Source organism: Pseudomonas putida (genome assembly GCF_001941965.1).
Taxonomy (GTDB): Bacteria; Pseudomonadota; Gammaproteobacteria; order Pseudomonadales; family Pseudomonadaceae; genus Aquipseudomonas; species Aquipseudomonas putida_L.
The window spans coordinates 320,046-337,827 of the sequence record NZ_MKZO01000058.1 but is presented as its reverse complement, the minus strand read 5'-3'; the positions used below and the strand labels follow the sequence as shown (position 1 = coordinate 337,827).

At 62.0% G+C, this 17,782-nt stretch carries 16 protein-coding genes and 2 pseudogenes; all 18 read right to left on the bottom strand.

Features of this window, described 5'->3' with window-relative positions:
* Window positions 1-165: 165 nt before the first annotated feature.
* Window positions 166-3,213, bottom strand: coding sequence for an efflux RND transporter permease subunit (locus tag PSEMO_RS27310; protein ID WP_075805999.1), 3,048 nt, complete (start codon window positions 3,211-3,213; stop codon window positions 166-168).
* Window positions 3,210-4,277 carry an efflux RND transporter periplasmic adaptor subunit gene (locus PSEMO_RS27305; RefSeq protein ID WP_075805998.1) on the bottom strand — a complete coding sequence of 356 codons (1,068 nt, stop codon included), beginning with the start codon at window positions 4,275-4,277 and terminating at the stop codon, window positions 3,210-3,212. Before PSEMO_RS27305 ends, PSEMO_RS27310 begins: the two co-directional genes overlap by 4 nt.
* Entirely contained in the window at window positions 4,274-5,365 is a 1,092-nt protein-coding gene (locus PSEMO_RS27300; RefSeq protein WP_075805997.1) for an efflux RND transporter periplasmic adaptor subunit, read from the bottom strand. Before PSEMO_RS27300 ends, PSEMO_RS27305 begins: the two co-directional genes overlap by 4 nt.
* A gap of 187 nt (window positions 5,366-5,552) precedes the next feature.
* Window positions 5,553-6,020: a hypothetical protein gene (locus PSEMO_RS33225; RefSeq protein ID WP_144443628.1), complete on the bottom strand. Its 468-nt coding sequence runs from the start codon at window positions 6,018-6,020 to the stop codon at window positions 5,553-5,555.
* Window positions 6,021-6,495: 475 nt separating this feature from the next.
* A pseudogene (locus PSEMO_RS32585) lies at window positions 6,496-6,720 on the bottom strand (RHS repeat-associated core domain-containing protein); the annotation flags it as partial.
* A gap of 145 nt (window positions 6,721-6,865) precedes the next feature.
* Window positions 6,866-7,750: a transporter substrate-binding domain-containing protein gene (locus PSEMO_RS27290; RefSeq protein ID WP_075805996.1), complete on the bottom strand. Its 885-nt coding sequence runs from the start codon at window positions 7,748-7,750 to the stop codon at window positions 6,866-6,868.
* Window positions 7,747-8,520: an amino acid ABC transporter ATP-binding protein gene (locus PSEMO_RS27285; protein ID WP_075805995.1), complete on the bottom strand. Its 774-nt coding sequence runs from the start codon at window positions 8,518-8,520 to the stop codon at window positions 7,747-7,749. Before PSEMO_RS27285 ends, PSEMO_RS27290 begins: the two co-directional genes overlap by 4 nt.
* Window positions 8,517-9,176 carry an amino acid ABC transporter permease gene (locus PSEMO_RS27280; protein ID WP_075805994.1) on the bottom strand — a complete coding sequence of 220 codons (660 nt, stop codon included), beginning with the start codon at window positions 9,174-9,176 and terminating at the stop codon, window positions 8,517-8,519. The genes PSEMO_RS27285 and PSEMO_RS27280 overlap by 4 nt, the downstream gene beginning before the upstream one ends.
* Window positions 9,157-9,822: an amino acid ABC transporter permease gene (locus tag PSEMO_RS27275; protein ID WP_075805993.1), complete on the bottom strand. Its 666-nt coding sequence runs from the start codon at window positions 9,820-9,822 to the stop codon at window positions 9,157-9,159. The genes PSEMO_RS27280 and PSEMO_RS27275 overlap by 20 nt, the downstream gene beginning before the upstream one ends.
* Before the next feature lie 255 nt (window positions 9,823-10,077).
* Window positions 10,078-10,923, bottom strand: a complete 846-nt coding sequence (locus PSEMO_RS34425; protein ID WP_256721228.1) for an RHS repeat-associated core domain-containing protein — start codon at window positions 10,921-10,923, stop codon at window positions 10,078-10,080.
* 196 nt (window positions 10,924-11,119) lie between these two features.
* Complete coding sequence (locus PSEMO_RS33940; RefSeq protein WP_256721229.1) at window positions 11,120-11,404, bottom strand: hypothetical protein; 285 nt, start codon at window positions 11,402-11,404, stop codon at window positions 11,120-11,122.
* 317 nt (window positions 11,405-11,721) lie between these two features.
* Window positions 11,722-11,929: pseudogene (locus PSEMO_RS33935) on the bottom strand (RHS repeat-associated core domain-containing protein); the annotation flags it as partial.
* Between the two features lie 221 nt (window positions 11,930-12,150).
* Window positions 12,151-13,026: an RHS repeat-associated core domain-containing protein gene (locus PSEMO_RS33930; RefSeq protein ID WP_081430340.1), complete on the bottom strand. Its 876-nt coding sequence runs from the start codon at window positions 13,024-13,026 to the stop codon at window positions 12,151-12,153.
* 148 nt (window positions 13,027-13,174) lie between these two features.
* The gene (locus PSEMO_RS27255) at window positions 13,175-13,960 is read right to left on the bottom strand and encodes a MetQ/NlpA family ABC transporter substrate-binding protein (RefSeq protein WP_075805991.1); all 786 of its coding nucleotides are present in this window, start codon (window positions 13,958-13,960) and stop codon (window positions 13,175-13,177) included.
* 165 nt (window positions 13,961-14,125) lie between these two features.
* Window positions 14,126-15,067 carry a sigma 54-interacting transcriptional regulator gene (locus PSEMO_RS27250; protein ID WP_075805990.1) on the bottom strand — a complete coding sequence of 314 codons (942 nt, stop codon included), beginning with the start codon at window positions 15,065-15,067 and terminating at the stop codon, window positions 14,126-14,128.
* Window positions 15,068-15,135: 68 nt separating this feature from the next.
* Window positions 15,136-15,717 (bottom strand): alpha/beta hydrolase, encoded by a 582-nt coding sequence (locus PSEMO_RS27245; protein WP_075805989.1) that lies wholly within the window; start codon window positions 15,715-15,717, stop codon window positions 15,136-15,138.
* A 135-nt stretch (window positions 15,718-15,852) separates the two neighbouring features.
* Entirely contained in the window at window positions 15,853-16,155 is a 303-nt protein-coding gene (locus tag PSEMO_RS27240; protein WP_075805988.1) for a DUF3077 domain-containing protein, read from the bottom strand.
* Between the two features lie 711 nt (window positions 16,156-16,866).
* Window positions 16,867-17,781 (bottom strand): hypothetical protein, encoded by a 915-nt coding sequence (locus PSEMO_RS27235; RefSeq protein ID WP_075805987.1) that lies wholly within the window; start codon window positions 17,779-17,781, stop codon window positions 16,867-16,869.
* Between the last annotated feature and the right edge of the window lies 1 nt (window position 17,782).

The following is a 17,782-nucleotide window of genomic DNA, read 5'->3' as shown; positions in this document are numbered from 1 at the left end:
TCAAGAACCATGCTGGCAGCACGTTGCTTAAACTCGCGGGTGTAGGTCTTCCGTTCTTGCATAGAACCTCCTGAATGGGCGAATCATATCGCCCTTAAGAGGTGTCCGGGATCATTAGGCCAGTTCAGCTTGCCAGCGATAGGGCCCGGTAGGGCAATACAAGACTCAAGCCTTCGCTGGCTCCTTGATCCTGTACCACGCCACATACAACGCCGGCAGGAACAACAGCGTCAGCAACGTGGCCACGATGATCCCGCCAATCATGGCGTAGGCCATCGGCCCCCAGAACACTTCCCGGGCAATCGGGATCATCCCCAGGCTGGCCGCCGCCGCCGTGAGCAAAATCGGCCGGCGCCGGTGGTTGGTTGCCTCGACCACCGCATCCCACGGCGCATACCCCTGCGCTTCATATTCGTCGATCTGCGTCACCAGGATCACCGAGTTGCGAATGATGATGCCGATCAGCGCAAGAATCCCCAGGATCGCCACGAAGCCCATCGGCGTGCCCGTCGGCACCAGCGCCAGGACCACGCCAATCAAGCCCAGCGGCGCGACACTCGCGACCAGGAACAGCTTCTGCACACTGTGCAACTGAATCATCAGGAAGGTCGCCATCAGGAACAGCATCAGCGGGATCACCTTGCTGATCGGCCCCTGGGCCTTGGCACTCTCCTCCACCGTACCGCCCGTGGCCACTTCATACCCGGTCGGCAGCTTGCTGGCGAACTCGTCGATCTTCGGCTTGAGCTGCGCCACCAGGTCGGTCGGCTGGATCTCGTCACGCACCGAGGCCTTGATGGTGATGGTCGGCTTGCGATCGCGGCGCCAGACCAGCGGCTGCTCCAATTCGTAACGCACCGTGGCGAACGCCAGCAACGGAATCGACGTACCGCTGGGTGTGACGATCTGCAGGTTCTGCAAGGTCTGCGGCGACCCTCGCTCGCTGTCCTCGGCCCGCGCCACCACGTCGATCAAGTAGATGCTGTCGTTGACCTCGGTGACCGGCGCCCCCGTGACGATGGCCTGCATCACATTGGCCACATCCTCCGACGACAACCCTAACTGCCGCGCCTTGTCCTGGGCGATGTCGATGCGCAGCACCTTGCCCGGCTCGTTCCAGTCATAAATCATGTCGCCAATATGCGGGTTGCTGTCGAGCAAGGTTGCCAGGTCGATGGCATGCTTGCGCACCAGGTCGATGTCCTTGCCGCTGACCCGGTACTGGATCGGCCGCCCCACCGGCGGGCCCATTTCCAGCGACTGGACGTTACTGCCAATCCCGACGAAGTCATCCCGCAAGCGCTTCTGCAAACGCGCCTTGAGCGCCTCGCGCGACTCCAGACCCTTGCTCACCACCACCAGCTGCGCGTAGTACGGGTTCTGCAACTGCTGGTCGAGCGGCAGGTAGAAACGCACAGCCCCCTGGCCAATATAGGAACTCCAGTGCACCACGTCCGGGTCGTCCTTGAGCGTGGCTTCGAGGCGGTCCACGGCCTTGCGCGTCTCGGCGATCGAGGCGTTCTGCGGCAGGTTGAGGTCCACCAGCAATTCCGGCCGGTCCGACGAGGGGAAGAACTGGTTCTGCACGAAACGGATGCAGAAGATCGACAGGGCGAAGATCAGCACCGTGCCAATGATGGTCAGCCAGCGGTGGCGCATGCACCAGAGCAGGCCACCATGGAAGCTGTTGCCGACCCAACCGGGCTTTTCCTCGTGCTTCTTGAGCTTGGTACTGAGCAGGTGCACACCGAGCACCGGGGCGAACAGCACGGCAACGATCCACGAGACGATCAACGCCACCGCGATCACCGCGAACAGGGTAAAGGTGTACTCCCCCGCCGAGCTAGCGTTGAGGCCGATGGGCACGAACCCGGCCACGGTGACCAGGGTCCCGGTAAGCATGGGGAAGGCCGTGGAGGTATAGGCGAAGGTCGCCGCCTGGTCTTTGGTTTCGCCCATTTCCAGGCGGGTGACCATCACTTCGACGGTGATCATCGCGTCGTCCACCAGCAGACCGAGGGCGATGATCAGGGCGCCCAGGGAGATCCGCTGCATGGTGATGCCGCTGTACTCCATGAACACGAAGACCATCGCCAGCACCAGCGGAATCGAGCAGGCCACCACCAGGCCGGCGCGCAGGCCGAGGCTGACGAAACTCACCAGCAGGACGATCACCACCGCCTCGAACAGCGCACTGGTGAAGCCGCCGACCGCCTCCTTCACCACCACTGCCTGGTCCGACACGGTATACACGCCAACGCCCAGCGGCAGTTCGCTGATCAACTGGTCCATGCGCTCCTGCAGCAGCTTGCCGAACACCTGCATGTTGCCGCCGGCCTTCATGCCGACGGCCAGGCCGATGGCGTCGTGCCCGTTGTAGCGGAACTGCACCGACGGCGGATCGACATAGCCGCGCTTGATCTCGGCGATATCGGCCAGGCGGTAGAAGCGGTCGTCGAGACGCAGGTTGACCTCGGCCAGGTCTTTTTCCGAGGCGAACTGGCCAGTGGTGCGCACGGAAATCCGCTCCGGCCCGGCCTCGATCACTCCCGCCGGGGTCACCGCGTTCTGCGCCTGCAGGGCCTGCACCACTTGGCGCTGGTCGATGCCCAGGGCCGCCAGCTTGCGGGTGGAGAAGTTGAGGTAGAGCACTTCGTCCTGGGTGCCGATCATCTCGATCTTGCCCAGGTTGGGTACGGTACGGATCTCGGCGCGGACCTGCTCCACATAGTCGCGCAGCTCGCGCATGCTCAGGCCGTCGGCGGTAAAGGCGTAGATCGAGCCGTAGACATCACCGAACTCATCGTTGAAACCCGGGCCCTGGATGCCCTGGGGGAACTCGCCGCGGATGTCCTGGACCTTCTTGCGCACCTGGTACCAGATCTGCGGGATGTCCTCGGCCTTGGTGGTGTCGCGCAGGTACACGTAGACCGTCGACTCGCCGGGCCGGGTGTAGCTTTTCACGTAGTCGAGGGAGTCCAGCTCCTCGAGCTTCTTCTCGATGCGGTCGGTGACCTGCATCAGTGTTTCGTCCTGGGTCGCGCCGGGCCAGCGGGTCTGGATGACCATGGTCTTGATGGTGAACGACGGGTCTTCCTCACGCCCCAGGTTGAGGTAGGAAAACACCCCCATCAGCAGGCCGACGAACATCAGGTACCAGACGAACGATTGATGGCGCAGGGCCCACTCGGAGAGGTTGAAGCTGCCTTTCATCGCGTCCCTTCCTCATCGACCATGACCTTCTGCCCCGGCTTGAGGCTGTTCACTCCGGCGGTGACGACCCGCTCGCCGGGCTCCACGCCCGAGGCCAGCAACACCGAATCCTGTCCTTTCTGCAGCACCTGAACCTCCCGCGGATTCACCACGCTCTGCCGGGTGTCGACGATCCACACCCGGGTCTGACCCTCGACTTCCTGCAAGGCACTGCGCGGGATCTCGCTGCGCGGGCTGACCGCCGTGCTCAGCGTGACGCTGATCGAGGTGCCGAGACGGAAGGCCTCCGGGGTCTCGCGCAGGGTCAGGCGCGCACGCCGGGTGCGCGTGCTGGCATCGGCCTGGGGTTCTATTTCGCGCACCACGGCGCTGGTGCGGATGCTGTTGTCGAGCTGCGCCATCACGGTGAATTCCACGCCTTGCTTCAGGTCGTCGGCGAGGTAGGTGGGCAGGTCGATCACTGCCTCCTTGATGTCCGGCCGCGCCAGCTTGACCACCGCCTGCCCCGCCGCCACGGTCTGGCCGGCCTCGGCCTGCCAGTCGGTGACCACGGCGGCGTGGTCGGTGCGCAGTTCCGCGTAGCCGAGCTGGTCCCTGGCCTGCTGTACCGCCGCCCTGGCCTGCTCGCGGCTGGCCCCGGTGGTTTTCAGGTCGGTCTGGGCGATATCCAGCTGGGCCTGGGCACCGACGCCACGGTCATACAACTGCTGCTGGCGCCGCGCGTTGGCCTGGGCATTGATCCATTGCGCCTCGATCTTCGCCAGGTCGCCTTCGGCGGCGCGCAACTGGTTGCGCTGGTCGGTGGGGTCGAGGCTGGCCAGCACGTCCCCCGGCTTCACCGTGGCCCCGACATCGACCCAGCGCCGCGCGATGCGCCCACCAACGCGGAAACCCAGGGTGCTTTCATAGCGGGCCTGGATGGTCCCGGCGAAACGCCCGAGGTTGAGCGCATCCTGGGTCTGCACTTGCACCGACAGCACCGGCCGGATCGGCTCGGGCTTTTCCTTTTCGCCGCCACAGGCCACCAGCAACAGGCAGCCCGCCAGCATCACGGATGTCTTCATTGACCCAACCCCGCCTTGGCCCCGTCGACGATTTCCACCTGCATCCCCGGGTGCAGCAGCTGGGTGCCGAGCACCACCACCTGCTGGCCCGCCTCCAGGCCATCGCTGACCACCACTTCGCCGGTGAGATAGCGGCTGACCGTGACTTTCTGCAGGTGCACCTTGTTGTCCTCCCCTACCAGCCACACCGCCGGCTCACGCAGTTCCTTGGTCAGCGCCGACCAGGGCAGCTCGATGCCCGGCTTGCCCTGGGCATTGCCGGTGGCGCTCACCGCCGAACCCAGGTCCATGCCTGGCGGCACCTTGTCCAGGGCGATCTTGATCTGCACCGTGCCGCTCTGCGCCGACACCGTCGGGGTGATTTCGCGGACATGCCCGGTGGCCTGCACCTTGGGGTCGTCGATCAGGCTGACGGTGATCGCCTGCTCGCTGTTGGGCGCCAGCAGCAGCGACTCATAGACGTTGAACACCGCATCACGCCCGCCATCCCGGGCCAGGCTGAAGATCGGTACCGTGGCCTGGACCACCTGGCCGACCTCGGCCTGGCGCTCGGTGATGACCCCGGCGGCATCAGCCACCAGCGCGGTGTAGCTCAGTTGTTCCTTGGCGTTGGCCAGTTGCGCCTCGGCGGCTTTCAGGGCGCTCTGGCTGCTGCGCAGCGCGGCCTGGGCCGAGTCGTACTCGCTCTGGCTGGTGTAGCCCTTGGGCAGGAGTTTCTGCTGGCGGACGAAGGCCGCCGAGCTTTGCGTCACCCGCGCACGCGCGGCCAGCACCTCGGCATTGGCCGAATCGACATTGGTTTGCAGGTCCTTGGGGTCCAGGCGCGCCAGCACCTGGTTGGCCTTAACGTGATCGCCCACATCGACGCTGCGGGAAATGATCTTGCCTCCCACCCGGAACGACAGGTCGCTATGCACCTGGGCCTGGACATCACCGGTGAGGGTGACCCGCGGGGAAAAATCGCCGGTCTCGACCTTCTGCACCGTCACGCGCGGATGCTGCGGCTCTTCGGCCGGTTTGTCGCGGCAACCCGTCAACCCCAGCGCCAGCCCCAGGAAAATCAACGAACAAGAACGCGACAACTTCATGCGGGCTCCTTTGCATGGGCCGGTTCGGAGGGGAATGTGATTAATGCGATTGTTAGCGTAGATCAGGCTTTGATTACTGCCCACGCAACAATGAGAACTCTCTTACAGAGCCTTGAGGTAAATCAGTCAACCGCGGGGGATGATTGGTTCAATCGGCTATTGGCATCGAGGCCCGGCACCCATGGAGTCAGCGCGAGGCATCGCGAATCCCCAGTACGCGGTTGACTTTGCGTACCGCAAAATTGCGCAGCCGTTGCACCTTGCCCGCCTTGGGCGGATGCAGCACCAGACCCGCCTGGTAGAACCTGGTGCCGTCCGAAGTGGTCAGGAATGGTGTCTTATCGGTCGGATAAAACATCGTAACGGGCGGCTCGTCAGGCGCTTTCGGTTCTTCGACGGGTTTGTCGGATCCGGGATCAGGCACTTTGCTTTTCCGTGCTTCCTTGGTGCGCTGGGCAAGCGCCGCAAGTTCGTCAAGCGAGGAAAGACTGTCGGAGCGGCTCACTCTTTTCCCCTTCACGTAATATTCACGGTAAAGCGGAGTAAACACCCCGCCTTTCGGCATCGAGGCCAACTTATGGATGGGATACCCGCTGCGCTTTGACGCATAAAGTAAAAGCGCCGACAGAGGAGCATGCCCATCGGGTCTGTCCATCAGCTTGATCTCATAACCATCCGTCTGGATTCATTTCCGAATCGTTCGTGCGGATCACGTTGCGGACACTACCTACACGATCGACGTTCCTTTTGTTGGGCTTGCCAGGGTTTTGCCCTAAGCGAGCGCTCTTGCTCCGTGTTGATTCCCGAGGGACCAAACGGCTATCGATCCACGCCTGCGTCCGTGCGCCTTGTGCGGACTCTGCCTGTGGGTTCGGGTGAATACGCACCCCCTGACTCGATAGATGTACGGGCCCGTCTTCCACGGCATCCGCAGGATCAACACCCCGGGACGACGATGCTGGTGGATCTGGAGGCTCAGGTAGTTTTCTGCCCCGCATGGACGCAACTGGATGTTTAGCATTGCCAGTTGTCGCCAAGGCATTCGTCCCACCCGAAGACGGCACGGAAGGCAACGGCTTTGGAGGAGTGGGCTTGGAAAATGGACTGAAAATTTTTCGAAACTGAGTCATCAGCCAACCCGCTCGTCCGTCAGGATCCAGCAGATTGACCGGATCCCCCAGGCAATAGGCATAGGCATTCAACCCACCCCGGGCAAAAGGGCTCAGCGCGTCGGGGTTGTTGAAGTGCATCAGCACCGGGTTATAGGCGCGGTAGCCGCTTCCGAGCAGGTAGTGACCGGTGCGGGACTCGAGGAGTTGGCCATTGAAGCCTGACCACCCGCCTCCGGCATTGCGCTGGGTATGAGGACGAGGCTGTTCGGTCGGCGTGGGCATGGTCGGCACCCTGAAGCGAAGAGATACGCCACAGGATAAAGACTCGAGGCCTGCCGCGAACCTGACAGAACTATCAGGTTCGACGAGCGGCACGCCCCGGCGGGTATCAGCCCTGCCACTTGCCCCCTTCGACGATCACGCTTTCCGGCTTGGTGTCGTCGCTAAGCTCCTTGCGCACGTACTGGTCATACAGCTTGTGCAGGAATTTCTCCTCGCCCAGGCGCGCCAGCTCGGCGTTGACCCAGTCGCGCAGTTCGATGTTGCCCTTCTTCACCGCCGGGGCGATCGGTGCTTCTTCGCCGAGGAATTCCGGAAGCACGCGGTAGCCCGGGTTCTGCTTGGACCAGCTGAACAGGATCAGGTTGTCCTGCGCATACGCATCACCACGGCCATTGGCCAGGGCCTGCAGCGACTCGCTGTTCTTTTCGAACTTCAGCAGTTTCCAGTCCGGGTGGTTCTTGGTCAGCCAGATATCGGCGGTGGTGCCGGTGGTGACGATGGTGGTCTTGTCGGCCAGGTCATCGAGCTTCTTCACGCTGCTGCCATCGGCCACCAGTGCCTGCACCGCAACGCGCAGGTTGGGGTTGGTGAATTCCACCGCTTCCTTGCGCTCCGGGGTGACAGTCATGTTGGCCAGGATCAGGTCGACCTTGTCGCTTTGCAGGAAGGGAATGCGGCTGGCCGGCTCGACCGCGACGAATTCCACCTTGTTCTCGTCGCCCAGCAGCGACTTGGCAAAGGCCCGGCCGATATCGGTGTCGAAGCCGACATAGCGGCCGGTTTCATCGACGAAGCCGAACGGCGGCTTGTCGGTGAAGACACCGACGATCAGCTTGTCGCGGGCCTTGATGGTGTCCAGGTAGCTGGCGGTGGCCGGGGCCGGCGCGGCGGCGGTAGCGGTTTTCGGCGCCTCGGCGGCCTTGTCGCAGCCGGCCAGCAGGGCCAGACCAAACAGTGAAAACAGTAGCTTGGACGTCTTGGCAGTTTTCATATCAGTTCCTTTTGAGGTTTCTCGGGCAGGCTTTCGACATAGGAGAATTTCTCCAGGAACTGCTGCGCGCGTGCGGTCTGCGGGTTCGTAAAGAAGCTCTCGGGGGAACGTTGTTCAAGGATCCTGCCGGCTTCCATGAACACGATGCGGTCGGCCACCGCGCGGGCGAAGGCCATTTCGTGGGTGACGATAAGCAGGGTCATGCCGTCCCGGGCCAGGCCCTGGATCACCTGCAGCACTTCCTTGACCATTTCCGGATCGAGGGCGGCGGTCACCTCGTCGAACAGCATCACCCGCGGGTTCATGCACAACGAGCGGACGATAGCGATACGTTGCTGTTGGCCGCCGGAGAGCTGGCGCGGGTAGGCGTCCCGCTTGTCCAGCAGGCCAACCCGGACCAACAGCGCCTCGGCCTGGGCCACGGCTTCGGCACGCGGGCGCTTCTGCACCTTGAGCGGGCCGAGCAGCAGGTTGTCGAGCACGCTCATATGGCCGAACAGGTGGTAGCTCTGGAACACCATGCCGACCTGCTGGCGGACTTCGCGCCAGTCGGTGTTCGCCTCCAGCAACTCGCGGCCGTCCAGTTTCAGGCTGCCGCCGTGGGCGTTTTCCAGGCCGTTCAGGCAGCGCAGCAAGGTGCTTTTGCCGCAGCCGCTGGGGCCGAGGATCACCACCACTTCGCCGGCCTGCACCGACAGGTCGATGTCCTTGAGCACCTGCTGATCGCCGAAGAACTTGTTGAAACCCTTGAACTCGATCAATGCGCTCATGCGTGCGTCCAGCGCCGCTCCAGCGCGCGCGAGGCGGCCGACAGCGGGTAACAGATAAGGAAAAAGAACAGGAACAGCGCACCGTAGATCAGCACCGATTCATAGGTGCGCTCGATGATCTGCTGGCCGACCTTGATCACGTCCACCACGCCGATCAGCACCGCCAGGGAGCTGGTCTTGATGATCCGCGTGTAGACGTTGATGGTCGGCGGGGTCATGCGCTTCAGGGCCTGGGGCAGCAGGACGTAGCCATACAGCTGCCAGCCGGACAGGCCGATGGACAGGCCCGCCTCGCGCTGACCACGGGGCAGCGACAGCAGCGCGCCACGCACCACCTCGCCCACCTCGCTGGCACCCCACAGCGCCAGCACCAGCACCGCGCACCAGAAACTCGGCAGGCTGATGCCGAGGAAGATCGGCAGGCCGAAGAACAGCAGGTACAGCCACACGAGCACCGGTATGGCGCGGAACAGTTCCAGGTAGATGCGCAGGACGATGTTCACGCCCCTCTTGCCGAGGGTCGCCAGCACACCGTAGAGCACGCCGCCGAGGGTCGCGAAGAGAATCCCCAGCCCGGAGATCGCCAGGGTTTGTGCAGCGCCCTTGCCCAGTTGCGGTAGGGACACCAGCAACAGCTCAAGACCCGAACTGGCCATGTTGCAGCCTCCGTTCCAGGCGGCTCAGCAGCAGCGACAGCGGGAGAAACAGCAGCACGCAGATCAGCGTCATCACCGCGAGCATTTCGTAGGTCTTGTAGTACAGGGCGATGTAGCTCTTGGTGGTGTAGAGAATCTCCGGCACCGCCACGGCGGAAACCACGGTGGTTTCCTTGAGCAGGAAGATGAAGTTGGCGAACAGCGCCGGCAGGCTCAGCAGGCCGGCCTGGGGCAGGATCACATGGCGCAGCAGTTGCAGTTCGGACAGGCCGATGGAGCGCCCGGATTCCAGTTGCGCAGCAGGTACTGCCTCGACACCGGCACGCAGGACCTCGGTGAGGTAGGCGCCGCCGAGGAAAGTCATGGTGATGATGGCGGCAGCGAAACCGGAAATCTTCACGCCCAGGGCGGGCAGGGCGAAATACACGAAGAACAGCTGGATCAACAGCGGGGTATTGCGCGCCAGCTCCACGTAGAGGGCGACCAGGCGGTGCAGGACGGGGATGCGGTAAAGCAGGATCGGCGCATTGATCAGCGCCACCACCAGCGAGGTGGCGATGGCGATCAGGCCCACCTGCAGGGTAACGCCCACGGCCTTGAGAAAAGCCGGGAGCGTGCTGAGGATGAACGCGAAATCGAAGGTCATGAACTGGTCTTTCCCGGACCGGCCCGGGGTAGACGGGCGCTTGCTGACTTGGGGCGAGGCGGGTAGCCTCAGTAGGAAAGACTCTAAGGGTATAAAAATAAATTTTTAAATACCGTTATCGAATATGTATAGCACTCAAATCGCGCCCTCACCGCGCCCCCTTCGAGACCGGGCACACCCGCGATACGTCTGGTGAATTCACTACCTTGATCGCGGGTAAACCTGGACGGTCCAAGCGTTTGGCAGCATGAACGGCTAGCGCAGGTAGGGGTAAATACCCTGGAGAAACTGGCGCAAGTTCGGGTCCCGGACCGAGAGAGGCTCTATCAGCCCGTATTCCCGTAATACATTGTAATCCCCCCTTTGGAACGCTGCGCCCGGCATCCGTCCATGAGGACGCTGACTACGCATCGGCATCATTTCATTCATGATCCTGCGAAAAGACGTTACGCCACCGCGCTCCTTGACTATCACGTCAACCCCCGCGTTGTCCCTCTGCTTGATCGCTAGCCTCAACTTCTTCTCATTTTCCAACGAAAGTTGGGTTACACGGCGCACCCGGGATTTGCTGACCCGAGGAGATCGCCGGGGTTGAGCCACTGGAGAACGCTCGCGGACAGGTGGGAACACAGGCGACAATGCGCCCGTAGTGGAGCCGGGTTCATGTCCCGCAGACAAGTTCATGGGCTCCTGCTGCTCCGGTACAGACAGCAACCTGTCGGATCGCGATGCGATCTGTGTAGCCGAGGGCTGGACAGTGGCTCGTCTGGAAAGATCGAGAAGTACACCGGGACCTGAATGGCGGGCTACATGCACAGTCGGCGCGGGTAGATACGTCCTTTGACGCCACATACCCGGCAAGATCGGCACGTGACCGCTAGGGTCGGCAAGATTGACAGGGTCCCCCTCGCAGTAAGCGTAGGCGTTGAGCCCACCTGCCCCGAATGGGCTCCAACTGTCCGGCTGGATAAACATCATCAGCCACGGGCTGTAGGCACGATAACCTTTGCCCAAGAGACAGTGACCGGTCCAGGACTCGAACAGCTCGCCATTGAAACCGAGTGAAGCCTTGGGCAGATGCCTTGTGCCCGGTTCTTTCATCGTCATGATCCATCACCTGCCTGGAGAATGGCCCAAGCGTATAACAGCGTGGCTGCGTCCATAACTGGCAGAACTATCAGGTATGGCCTGACAGGAAAAAGGTGGGGCCGCATTGCGGCCCCACCTCGGTTCAGCTTGTCCGGCGAATCAGAACGCCGGCAGTACCGCGCCGCTGTACGTCTTCTCGATGAAATCACTACCTCGTTCGAGGTCTTTTTTTAGGAATTTTCACAGTAAGACCGCGTCGCAGCCTGTCATAGAATTGCGCTTTTTCCTGAAGTCCTTCACGTAGCGCTCGATATGTCAGCGACTGGAGATGCTTTTGTGGAATGGTCGGACTTTGCCCCCTTCTGCTGTAAGCGTTCCTACGCTCGTCCGGGGTCAGCGGCAATTGCTGGTGCAGCTCCCTTAAAACGGGAATTCTTTTGAAACGCTGCTTGGCAAGGGCAATGATACCCGCTGCGTCGTTGGAGGAAATCATGCGTGAAATCTCCGTCTCTATGTACGGGTAATTGACGTTTCTAGTATTAGATCCCAGGACGACCCCAGATGGACCTACGCTTCTCGCGGAGGTGGGCAACGCTGAACTTGATTGAGAGACCGCAGGCGCAGTGTCAGCCAGGATATGAGGAGGCGAAAACCTTTCCGGGGGCCATACAGGAACAGGCGATACCCTCCCCCCAAGTGTTGGAACGAGATCTGCCTCCGACAGAACAGGGAGAACGGGAGGTAGGTCTTGGGGGGTAGGGGACGGGAACCTATTCACGCGACCGAACTGAAGCAATTGCTTGAACGGCATATGCCCAGTCGGATCGGCTGCATTGACCGGATCCCCCTTGCAATAAGCATAGGCATTGAGCCCACCCGCCCCGAACGGGCTCCAGCTGTCCGGCTGGATGAAGATCATCAGTACCGGGCTGTAAGCGCGATAGCCGTTGCCCAAGAGACAGTGACCGGTCCAGGACTCAAACAACTCGCCATTGAAACCGAGTGAGGCCTTGGGCGGATACCTTGTGTCCTGTTCTTCTACCGTCACGATCCATCACCCGAAATGGAGAATGGCCCAAGCGTATAACAGCGTGGATTCGTCCGTAACTGGCAGATCTGTCAGGTAAGGCCCGACATGAAAAAAGGTGGGGCCGCATTGCGGCCCTACCTCGGTGCAGCTTGACCGACGCATCAGAGCACCAGTAGTACCGCCCTGCTGCACCTCTTCTCGATGGCAGCCTAATCCTTGCGAAGTCTTCTACGACTCCCCTCAGTAAAACCGTGTCGCAATCTTGCATAGAATTGCGCTTTTTCAATAGTGCCTTCATTTACTGCTTGATTTTCCAGCACCACGAGTTCCCTTTGTTTAATTTCCGGAGCTAGCTCCCTTGTGGCGTACACGGGCCTACGCTCGCCCGGGCGCCGCAGCAATTGCCAGCGCAGCTCCCTTAAAACGGGAAGTCTGCTGGAGTCTTCTTTGGACAGGCGAATGATACCCTCTGCGTCGTAAGCGGGAATCATGCGTTTAATCTTCCTCTCAAGGCGCCGGTAATTAACGTTGTGACGATTAGATGCCCGGACGACCCCAGATGGGCCTGCACGTCCCGCAGGAGTGGGCAACTCTGAACTCGATGAATAAGGCTGGCGCGAAGGAGACGTCGGACGTAAAGGCGAAGCGGGAGCCGGGGCAAGGCCTGTCGGCGAACTCCAGGCAACCGCCACAGGTGCCATCACTGGTTGTTCAGGGAAGTTATCGAGCAGTGGGAAGTCTTGCATGTTCGCCATAAAAGGGCTGCCAGGCCTGCTGCGATTAGGGCTGGGAGGTGGCTGGGTCCACCGGAAATTCCACGGCCTCGAAGTTGGGAACGGCATATGACCGGTAGGATCGGCAGCATTGACCGGATCCCCCTTGCAATAAGCATAGGCATTGAGCCCACCCGCCCCGAACGGGCTCCAGCTGTCCGGCTGGATAAAGATCATCAGCCACGTGCTGTAGGCGCGATAACCGTTGCCGAGCAGGTAGTGGCCGGTAATGCATTCAAGCAGCTCGCCATTAAAGCCAATGTGCCCCGATTGCTTACGTGAGGGTTGTGCGGCGTCATTCGGGGTGGCCATCGCTTATTTCTCCGGCATCCGGCAGGAACACCACGGATTGTATAACCCCGCTTGCCAGCCCATAACTGACAGAACTATCAGGTATGCCGCAGAAAAAGAAAGACCGCCTCGACGGCGGTCTTTCAGTAACAGACAGTACTGTGGCGAATCAGAACGCCGGCAGTACCGCACCGCTGTACTTCTTCTCGATGAAGGTCTTCACCTCGGGCGAGGTCAGGGCCTTGGCCAGTTTCTGGATGGCGTCGCTGTCCTTGTTGTCCGGGCGGGCCACCAGGAAGTTGACGTACGGCGAGTCGCTGCCTTCGATCACCAGCGCGTCTTTCGCCGGGTTGAGGCCGGCTTCCAGGGCGTAGTTGGTGTTGATCATGTCCAGGTCGACCTGGTCGAGCACACGCGGCAGCATGGCCGATTCCAGCTCGCGGAATTTAAGTTTTTTCGGGTTCTCGGCGATGTCCTTCGGGGTCGCCAGGGCGTTCTGCGGGTCCTTCAGGGTGATCAGGCCAGCCTTCTGCAGAAGCAGCAGGGCGCGGCCGCTGTTGCTGCCTTCGTTCGGGATGGCGACGGTGGCGCCTTCCTTCAGCTCGGCCAGGCTCTTCACTTTCTTCGAGTAGCCACCGAACGGCTCGACGTGAACGCCGATCACGGTCACCAGGTTGGTGCCCTTGCCTTCGTTGAAGTTCTTCAGGTACGGCAGGGTCTGGAAGTAGTTAGCGTCCAGGCGCTTCTGGTCGACCTGCACGTTCGGCTGCACGTAGTCGGTGAAGACCTTGATTTCCAGGTCCACGCCCTCTTTGGCCAGGGTCGGCTTGATCAGCTCGAGAATCTCGGCATGGGGTACCGGGGTGGCGGCAACCACCAGTTTCTCGGCAGCCTGGACAAAACCGCCCACCGTCAGCGCGGCGGCCAGGGCAGAGAACAACAGAGCCTTTTTCATGTGCAGTCCTTATTGGTATTCCGCGCCTCGTGGGCGGCGATCAGTGTTGGTTGGCCGGGCCCGTGTTGCCCGGCGTGAGGCGGACAATACCGAGATTTTTTATTCCGGAACAATATCTTTTGATTAGCTGCTTATGCCTTTTTGCGATGCACACCTTGCAACGCTCTAGCTAGCGACTTGCGCAAGGCGCAACAGGGTTTGCTCCAGCAGTTTGCGCAGGGCGTGTCGCTCCTGTTTGTCGCCCAGCTGGGCGAGGCGGTCCAGGCGCTGGGCCAATGCGTGCAGTGGGGTCGGCAGGTTCAGATGTTCCGGCAGGATCTCGTCGCCGCTGCCCTGGAGCAGGGCGAAGTGAATGACGTTTTCCAGCTCGCGGGTATTGCCCGGCCAGTCGTGCAGTTCCAGCACGCGCTGGGCGTCTTCGCTGAGCAGCGGCACCGGGCGGTTGAGCTTGGGGCTGTAGATGCCGACGAAGTACTCGGCCAGCGGCAGGATATCGCCCACCCGCTCGCGCAGCGCCGGCAGTTCGAGGCGGCCTTCGTGAAGGTAGTCGTAGAGACGCGGATGGAAGTGCCCTGCTGCAACCGCTTCGGCCAGGTCGATGCTCGAGGCTGCGACCAGGCGCACATCCACCGGATGCGGCTGCTGCGCGCCGACACGGTAGACCTCGTGGTTTTCCAGGGCGGCCAGCAGCTTGATCTGGATCGGCAGCGGCAGGTCGGCGATTTCATCGAGATACAGCGTGCCGCCATTGGCCGAGCCGAACCAGCCGGCGCGGCTGCTGGCACTGCCGCTGTGGGCGCCGACGGCGTAGCCGAAGAGTTCGGCATCGGCGTAGGTCGGGCTGATCGCGCCGCAGTTTACCGAGACGAACAGACCACCGCGATCGCTGGCGCGGTGGATCTGCCGGGCCAGCAGTTCCTTGCCGGTACCGCTTTCGCCGCGGATCAGCACGGGCAAGGCCAGCGGGGCGAGGATTTCCAGTTCCTCGCGCAACTGGCGCGAGCGTGGATCGACGAACACCAGCGCCTTGGCGCGGATGCTCAGCGGGCTCTTGTCGAGTTCGGGGAAGGTCAGCAGCGGCTGGCCGAAGGTGTCTTCGAGTTTCATGGCAAAGCTCCCGCCCGGGCTCCTGGCCCGGGCGTTGATAACGGCAGTAAGGGAAAGCGGTGCGGGAATCAGGCGCGGCGCAGGGCGCCCTGTTCCATTCGGCTCTGCAGGCGGTACAGGTAGGCGAAGCCCTGTTCCCAGCGCTTGTGGCCGGACTTGACGTTGATATGCCCGGCGCCGCCGAGCACCCCGGCCTCGGCGCCCCAGGCGCGGGCCAGTTGCATGGCGCGCGGGGCGCTCACGGCCGGGTCGTTGTCGGAGGTGACCACCTGGCTCGGGAACGGCAACGGGGCCATGGGGATCGGTGCGAAGTTGCGCAATGCCGGGGAGCAGGCAGGCCGCTCCACATCCGCCGGGGCCACCAGCAGCGCCCCGCGCACTCGCCGGCGCAAGGCCGGGCTGGCCTGGTCGGCCCAATGAGCGACGGTGATGCAGCCCAGGCTATGGGCGATCAGGATCACCGGGGAATCGTCGGCGGCGATCGCCTCTTCCAGCGCCGCGACCCAATCCCCGCGCTTCGGCGTCAGCCAGTCGGCCTGCTCGACACGGGCGCTGTTGGGCAGCGTGGCGTGCCAATGGCTCTGCCAGTGATCGTCTGGCGAACCCTGCCAGCCCGGCACAATCAGGTAACGGATCGACTCGTTGCGCATGGGGAATTGCCTCCTGCTGCGGTTTGCGTGCATGGCGGCAAGTATTGGCGCTGGGGTTATATTCGTAAAGGAATAAGAAGCTATTTATTAATAACCAAACAGAAAACGGGACCGGGGTGCGGTCCCGTTGTGGTTTCAGCTTTCGGGCTGTTGCCAGGTGGCGCTTTCATGGCCTTCGAGGAGCGCGTCGACCAGGCCCTTGGCGGCTTCCACGGCGTGCATGGTCAACCAGGGGAAGGCGCTGGTGTTGGCGTCCGGGGCGAGGGAGTGCTGGGCGGATTCGTAGGCGCAGCGCAGGAACATCGAGGCGTGGACCAGGACGCTGTGGGGGTCGATGCCGGGGTTGACGGAGAAGAGTGGCGGGTGGGAGGAGGAGCAGTCGCCGAAGGGGCGGGTGCAGGTTGGGGATAGGGGTGGATCGGGTACGAGTTTTTTCATTGCAGTAACTCCATTGCGGTTTATGGGGCTGCACCTCGCCGTTTCCACACGAAGGGGTGGCAGCTGTACGCGGGGTGGAAAACCGAGCGAATGGAGAAACCCGGCAGGCCAAAGGCCTCCCGCGCACAGCCGCCATAAAGCGGTCTCACATTCACAACGCTTAGGTTTCCACGCCTAAATCACCAATTGCTCGGCGACCGCAGAAGACTAGAAGGAGTGGTTTCCGTGGGCAAGTAAGCAAAGACCGACAGATAGCGTAGGGTACGTCCTAGGATTTCCATGTTCCACAAACATTATGTTTGCAGGTGTCTGGAATGCGGCCTCTGTGGGAGCTGGCTTGCCAGCGATGGCGTCAGATCAAACAACATCAGTGGCCCTGCTGGCCTCATCGCTGGCAAGCCAGCTCCCACAGGGTCCGTGTCGGCTTCAAGGAAGGTGGCGGTTGCATGCAGAGTGGAAACCGGACAAATAGGGAAACCCGGCAGGCCCGAAGGCCTCCTGCATACAGCCGCCATAAAGACAAAGGTGGCCACTGCCCAGGCGGTGGAAAACCGGAGGAATAGAACCCCGGCAGGCCATCACGCCTCGCCTGCGCAGCGGCCATGAAGACGGGAAACGGTATCCCCGGCGGCTGCCGCAGGCCAGCGGCTTTGTGTTTGGAAATCTGTGCAGGTCTCTTGGCCGCCCGCGATGGACTGCGCCACCTCGCGCTCAATCCAACACACCCAGCTCCCGATCAATCTCCTCCAGAAACGCGGTCACAAGCCCCGACGCATACCGAGCCTCCCGGACCAGCTCCTCCTCATCAGCACCGAACCCCAGGATGAACTCCGCATAGGATCTTGGTCCCACCAGCAGATGCCCGGCCGTTCTGGCCGTATCACAGAACCGCTCTCTCAGCGCCTCACGGCAGGCCCGAATCGCCTCGGGATGAAGACCACTGCGAGCCCGCACGATGAACTGACGGACCACCTCGTCCAGACCACCGGAATAACGCAGCACATGAATCAGATCCCCCGCATCCTTGCGCTCCGCCCGGCTGTGGAATGCCAGCGCCTTGAGAATGATGAAGGCCGGCACATCGGCATAGTGAACCCGCTCCAGCGTAACGCCCCGGCCACCCAGCATTTCGGCTTCTATCTGCCGGGACTCGTACCATTCATGGACGATCTCCATGTGCTGTACAGCCAACGCGGCCACCTCCTCACCATCCAGGGCAACGATTTCCTTTGCCGGGCATTCCTCGGTCGCGCCACGCAGAAACTCGACCAGGACGGTATGGTGCTGCGAAATCCGGTACTCCCAGCGCCAGGCCTGGCTCCAGCCCTTTTCATTGGTCCACCGGGTGAATCCCCTCTGCCTCAACTGCTCCGAGAGGGACGCGTAGTTGCCAGACGCGAGCACCGAGAGGTTCAGCACCACATCCACATCGGAGGTGCCAAAGTGAGCCGGGACATCGGGAGGGTTTTCAGGCGTCAGGTAGCGAGGCACCAAGCCCCCGACCAGACGAAGCGTGTCTTTCAGCGTGCCGAAAGCACTCAGGAGAGTCACCAGCACCCGCTCGCAGGTCTCGGTGTGTGTGGTGCTGTATCCGGCAGCCGTTGTTGGCTTGGTTTCTCTAGCCACT

What these genes read in the sequence shown, in the direction of transcription:
- PSEMO_RS27310 (WP_075805999.1), bottom strand. Translation starts at nt 3,213, where the DNA reads ATGAAAGGCAGCTTCAACCTCTCCGAGTGGGCCCTGCGCCATCAATCG.
- PSEMO_RS27305 (WP_075805998.1), bottom strand. Translation starts at nt 4,277, where the DNA reads ATGAAGACATCCGTGATGCTGGCGGGCTGCCTGTTGCTGGTGGCCTGT.
- PSEMO_RS27300 (WP_075805997.1), bottom strand. Translation starts at nt 5,365, where the DNA reads ATGAAGTTGTCGCGTTCTTGTTCGTTGATTTTCCTGGGGCTGGCGCTG.
- PSEMO_RS33225 (WP_144443628.1), bottom strand. Translation starts at nt 6,020, where the DNA reads ATGGACAGACCCGATGGGCATGCTCCTCTGTCGGCGCTTTTACTTTAT.
- PSEMO_RS27290 (WP_075805996.1), bottom strand. Translation starts at nt 7,750, where the DNA reads ATGAAAACTGCCAAGACGTCCAAGCTACTGTTTTCACTGTTTGGTCTG.
- PSEMO_RS27285 (WP_075805995.1), bottom strand. Translation starts at nt 8,520, where the DNA reads ATGAGCGCATTGATCGAGTTCAAGGGTTTCAACAAGTTCTTCGGCGAT.
- PSEMO_RS27280 (WP_075805994.1), bottom strand. Translation starts at nt 9,176, where the DNA reads ATGGCCAGTTCGGGTCTTGAGCTGTTGCTGGTGTCCCTACCGCAACTG.
- PSEMO_RS27275 (WP_075805993.1), bottom strand. Translation starts at nt 9,822, where the DNA reads ATGACCTTCGATTTCGCGTTCATCCTCAGCACGCTCCCGGCTTTTCTC.
- PSEMO_RS34425 (WP_256721228.1), bottom strand. Translation starts at nt 10,923, where the DNA reads ATGAAAGAACCGGGCACAAGGCATCTGCCCAAGGCTTCACTCGGTTTC.
- PSEMO_RS33940 (WP_256721229.1), bottom strand. Translation starts at nt 11,404, where the DNA reads ATGATTTCCTCCAACGACGCAGCGGGTATCATTGCCCTTGCCAAGCAG.
- PSEMO_RS33930 (WP_081430340.1), bottom strand. Translation starts at nt 13,026, where the DNA reads ATGGCCACCCCGAATGACGCCGCACAACCCTCACGTAAGCAATCGGGG.
- PSEMO_RS27255 (WP_075805991.1), bottom strand. Translation starts at nt 13,960, where the DNA reads ATGAAAAAGGCTCTGTTGTTCTCTGCCCTGGCCGCCGCGCTGACGGTG.
- PSEMO_RS27250 (WP_075805990.1), bottom strand. Translation starts at nt 15,067, where the DNA reads ATGAAACTCGAAGACACCTTCGGCCAGCCGCTGCTGACCTTCCCCGAA.
- PSEMO_RS27245 (WP_075805989.1), bottom strand. Translation starts at nt 15,717, where the DNA reads ATGCGCAACGAGTCGATCCGTTACCTGATTGTGCCGGGCTGGCAGGGT.
- PSEMO_RS27240 (WP_075805988.1), bottom strand. Translation starts at nt 16,155, where the DNA reads ATGAAAAAACTCGTACCCGATCCACCCCTATCCCCAACCTGCACCCGC.